The sequence below is a fragment of the Anaerofustis sp. genome (assembly GCF_019420015.1).
Lineage (GTDB): Bacteria > Bacillota > Clostridia > Eubacteriales > Anaerofustaceae > Anaerofustis.
In genome coordinates, this window is sequence record NZ_JAHZIA010000025.1 from 5,419 (window position 1) to 9,791 (window position 4,373).

Sequence of the window (4,373 nt, forward strand, 5' to 3'; positions counted from 1 at the left end):
CAAAGGAAATGGGACTTCCGGAAGAAAAAGTAAGAGATATTATGAAGATATCCCAAGACCCTGTTTCACTGGAAACACCTATAGGGGAAGAAGAGGATTCTCATCTCGGTGATTTTATTCCGGACGATGATGCCGTTGCACCGGAAGAAGCCGCAAGTTACATGCTTTTGAGATCACAGTTGTTTGAAGTGTTGAAAACTCTGACAGAAAGAGAAGCAAGAGTTCTTATTCTAAGATTCGGACTTGAGGATGGCAGACCTAGAACGCTCGAAGAAGTAGGCGATATCTTCTGCGTAACAAGAGAAAGAATAAGACAGATAGAAGCCAAGGCTCTCAGAAAATTGAGACATCCTACAAGAAGTAAAAAATTAAGAGATTTTCTTTAAAAAAAAACCGCTTTTATGCGGTTTTTTTTATTGATTATATAAACAAAAATCTTCATATATGTCTTTGCAAGTGTTTATAGAAAATGCTTGAAAGTGAATTATAAAAAAGGCTTTTCACATGCTTATATTTATCGATTTATATCTTCGCGTAAGTTGGTTTCGTAAAGTTGGGCACCATTTTATCACCACAAGTAAACAATATGGAGCTGTTTGGAACTGCTTTGTTATACCATTATGTTACGCATTAAGGGGACGATAAGCCTTGCAAACAAATGCTTTACGGACACGAAAAGAGCAGGGGGGTTATATATCTTCTCTCAAAATGCCCTTCAATTCTTTTGTTAAACGTTCCATAGTAAGCATAGGAAAGGGGTCCCCTTTCAGTAAAAAATCAATCGAAGAAAGAGAGAGTTTGGCTTGTTGGGAATATCCCATACTTACACCAAACCGGAATTTACTTCTTTCTTTTTTCTATCGTTATAGATGAGATAATAGCATATACGATTGCTACCACAGCAACCACTATTACACAATAAAATAGCCATCTTGTTTGCAATATCACATTAATTGCATTAATCAAGAAAATGATTCCTATGAGTAAAAATATTATACCTGATTGTTTGTAATGTGGCTTTTTCGCCATTGTTTCTCGTTCTTTTTTTGAAGCAAAGATATAAGCATTATTAAATAGAATCCCTTTTTCATTAAACTGTAAATAACTAATCACAAAGCAAGCAATCGCTATAATCCCCAGAATAATTGCGCCTATTATATACCCCATCTTTTCCTCCTACAAATTCATATTTGCCACTTTGTATCTTTATATTATAGCACCCATATATAGATTTTTCTACTGCTTTCCTCTTTTGTACGAAGTAGCAGAGCCAGTCACTCTCATCAACAGGTTTCACCCTCTTGTGATCAATGTGCCTACCTCTGCTTATGTGACAGACAAAAGAACGAAAGCAATGAGCGCTTTCCCTTCGCATAGTATGTTTTTTCTTATATCTGCCCATATCGTTCTATAGCACCATAGGAAATCCGTGCACCATTTCGTCACCAAAGCGTCAAAAATCAATGTTGCCTTAAGTAAGTGTTACAATCTGCAAAAAATCCAGTATTTTCAAGGATTTTTACAGTTCAAAACTATTTAATGGAAAAAATGTAAATACTATTTTTTATTTATGCGACTCCAGACTTTTATCGATTTAAAAATAACCTTGAAAAATTCTTTTATATCTTTATTTGTCATAGGGATTATCTTATATGATATAATTATCATATAAGGAGGTGCGTTATGTTATTATTTGACAGTTTTTTGTTAAAGGGTAATCTAATCAAAAACAGAGTGGTTATGCCGCCGATGGTTACATATTCTTTGGTGAGAGAAGATGGTTTTTTGGATGAGAAACACATATCTTATTATGAGAAACGTGCAAAGAAAGAAATCGGAACTATTATTGTCGAAGCAAGCGGTATTGATGAACGTCAAAAAGCGTGGAATCAAATAGGGATATGGGACGATAAGTTTATTCCCGGGCTTTCAAAGCTTGCAAAGGCAATAAACGATAACGGGGCTTTTTCGGTAATACAAATTCATAATGCCGGGCTTAAGGCAAAAATGTCACCTTGTCCTTACGGTCCCAGCAAGTTGGATGAAAATACGAAAGAGATGACAAGAGAGGATATACAAAATTCCGTAAAAGATTATACAAATGCGGCAATAAGAGCGAAGAAAGCAGGCTTTAAAGGCGTTGAGATTCACGGTGCACACGGATATCTTCTTTGTGAATTTACCCTTGAAAAGTACAATAAAAGAACCGATGAATACGGTTTTAAAAAAGTTGAAGACAGGTACAGATTCCCGATTCAGGTCGTTAAATCGGTAAGAGAAGCTTTGGGAGAAGATTTTCCTATATATTACAGACTCGGAGTGAATATGGAAGATATAGAGGAAGTAAAAGAAGGAGCGAAGATGCTTATTGATGCGGGAGTTGATGTGTTGGATATATCTTCGGCTTTCGATGCTTCCACGTCTTTGGAAGACAAAGAGAACGAATTTAATGAGGTTGTGAGAAGTGCAAAAATAATAAAAGAATGCGTGGATGTACCGGTAATAGCCGTTAACAGGATTTCCACCAAAGAAAGGGCGGAGAAATTGCTTGTAAACGGATATTGTGATTTTACCGCTATCGGAAGAGAGCTTTTATCGGATTATCAATGGGCGTACAAAGCGAAGAACGATATACCGATAAATTACTGCTATCATTGTAAACCGAAGTGCAGACTAAACGGAGGGGATAATAAATGCCCTAATCTGATTAAGTCCGGTGATAGTTTATATTAAGTTTTGTTTGATTAATTTAAACCCATACCCTCTATTATCAGAGGGTATGGGCTTTTTATTTGTTTAAATATTTTTCGGTCATTTTATCGAAATCTGATTTATATTTTTTATCTTGGATAATTTTGAAGTTACTTTGTATGAGGAAACTATAACTGCATTTAAATTATAAAAATCTAATAATTGTGATATCTGTCTGTTTTCTTCATTTTGAACTTGTTCCGTTTTGGAACAAGTTGATTGTTTAGGGTTCAATCTTGCGTAGGTATCCCTCCCATATCCGTCATAATTCTGTTTCATTACAATAAAAAAGACGCCTAATCGCGTCTTTTTCTCTTACTCGTTTTCTTCTTCGATAGTATCATTTACTTCGTGAATGATGATTTCTTTTTCTTCTTCAGTAACGTCGGCGTCTTTTCCCAGCTTTATTGCTATTATTTGATCGAATAAAGCATTGATTTCTTCGCAAAGTTCATCTGCCACATGTTCGTAACTTCCTTCTTCTTCGTATGCCGCATACACCAATTTACCGATTTCTCTGTATTTTCTTGAAATTTCATAATCCAATTTTTCGGCTTTGATTGTTTTTTTTGCACTTTCTGCAAAATTTTTCGATACTTCTATTGCGTCCGAAGACAGTTGTTTTGCTTTTTCCGTTGCCTCTCCCAATAACTCACTGGCCTTGTTGATTAAATCGTCTTTGTTCATATTTAAACCTCCTGCGTTTTTATTATTATACCACAATTTACAAATAAAAAATAATTTTATATTTCTAATTGTATAAAAAACTTAAATACTATCAATAATAACAATGCACATATAGATTGGGGGATTGCAATGAAGAATTCATATATAAAATTTTTTAACAACAAACAGTCGGATGATCCTTGTGTAATGAAAACGGATATTGACTTTTCTTGTGTTGCGGGGCTTGATGAAATAAAAGAAGAGCTTTTGGAAATCAGCGATTTTTTAATGAAGCCGCAAAAGTATCAAAAATTCGGAGCAAAAGTTCCTGGCGGCGTTCTTTTGTACGGACCTCCGGGAACGGGAAAAACTTTGATAGCAAAAGCTCTTGCAGGGCAGTGTAACGCTACTTTTATATATGCTTCCGGGAGTGAGTTTATAGAAAAATTCGTTGGGATAGGCGCAAGCAGAATCCGTACTCTGTTTGAAAAAGCCAGGAGAAAAACACCTGCCATCATATTTATCGATGAACTTGATGCTATAGGGGTAAGCCGAAGCACTGACAACAACTCCGAAAGAGACCAGACTTTGAATCAGTTTTTGATTGAGCTGGACGGATTTGCCGATAACAGCGGTGTTGTGGTTATGGCTGCCACAAACAGAATGGATATGCTCGACAGTGCGCTTTTAAGACCGGGGAGATTTGACAGACATATTTTTGTGGGTAATCCTTCTTCTCTTACCAGAAAAGCGATAATTTCTCATCATATAAAAAACAAGCCCATTTCCAAAAGCTTTAAAATCGAAAAAGTGGTGGATAAGACAAACGGGCTTAGCGGAGCTCATCTGGCGAACATAGTAAACGAATCCGCTCTTATGGCGATACGAAAAGGCAAAAAGACCATAGGCAATGAAGAATTTGATAAAGCTATCATCAAAACCATGGCGGGGCTTAA

At 36.0% G+C, this 4,373-nt stretch carries 6 protein-coding genes; 3 read left to right on the top strand and 3 right to left on the bottom strand.

Annotation, left to right across the window (positions count from 1 at the left end; all coding sequences use genetic code 11):
- Nucleotides 1-386 (top strand): sigma-70 family RNA polymerase sigma factor (locus QZ357_RS04830; RefSeq protein ID WP_290772541.1); only part of this gene is annotated, 386 nt, incomplete at its 5' end.
- Between the two features lie 454 nt (nt 387-840).
- Here the strand turns inward: QZ357_RS04830 and QZ357_RS04835 are convergent.
- Nucleotides 841-1,167 carry a DUF3784 domain-containing protein gene (locus tag QZ357_RS04835; RefSeq protein WP_290772544.1) on the bottom strand — a complete coding sequence of 109 codons (327 nt, stop codon included), beginning with the start codon at nt 1,165-1,167 and terminating at the stop codon, nt 841-843.
- A gap of 516 nt (nt 1,168-1,683) precedes the next feature.
- Here QZ357_RS04835 and QZ357_RS04840 point away from each other — a divergent pair.
- Entirely contained in the window at nt 1,684-2,733 is a 1,050-nt protein-coding gene (locus QZ357_RS04840) for an NADH:flavin oxidoreductase (protein ID WP_290772546.1), read from the top strand.
- Nucleotides 2,734-2,811: 78 nt separating this feature from the next.
- Here the strand turns inward: QZ357_RS04840 and QZ357_RS04845 are convergent, their stop codons facing one another.
- Nucleotides 2,812-3,030, bottom strand: a complete 219-nt coding sequence (locus tag QZ357_RS04845; RefSeq protein WP_290772549.1) for a hypothetical protein — start codon at nt 3,028-3,030, stop codon at nt 2,812-2,814.
- A 36-nt stretch (nt 3,031-3,066) separates the two neighbouring features.
- Nucleotides 3,067-3,438: a hypothetical protein gene (locus tag QZ357_RS04850; protein WP_290772552.1), complete on the bottom strand. Its 372-nt coding sequence runs from the start codon at nt 3,436-3,438 to the stop codon at nt 3,067-3,069.
- 129 nt (nt 3,439-3,567) lie between these two features.
- Here QZ357_RS04850 and QZ357_RS04855 point away from each other — a divergent pair.
- The coding region (locus QZ357_RS04855) for an AAA family ATPase (RefSeq protein ID WP_290772555.1) at nt 3,568-4,373 on the top strand (806 nt) is incomplete at its 3' end.

Bases quoted from the DNA above. Each gene is read 5' to 3' on its own strand.
- QZ357_RS04835 (WP_290772544.1), bottom strand. From the start codon at position 1,167: ATGGGGTATATAATAGGCGCAATTATTCTGGGGATTATAGCGATTGCT.
- QZ357_RS04840 (WP_290772546.1), top strand. From the start codon at position 1,684: ATGTTATTATTTGACAGTTTTTTGTTAAAGGGTAATCTAATCAAAAAC.
- QZ357_RS04845 (WP_290772549.1), bottom strand. From the start codon at position 3,030: ATGAAACAGAATTATGACGGATATGGGAGGGATACCTACGCAAGATTG.
- QZ357_RS04850 (WP_290772552.1), bottom strand. From the start codon at position 3,438: ATGAACAAAGACGATTTAATCAACAAGGCCAGTGAGTTATTGGGAGAG.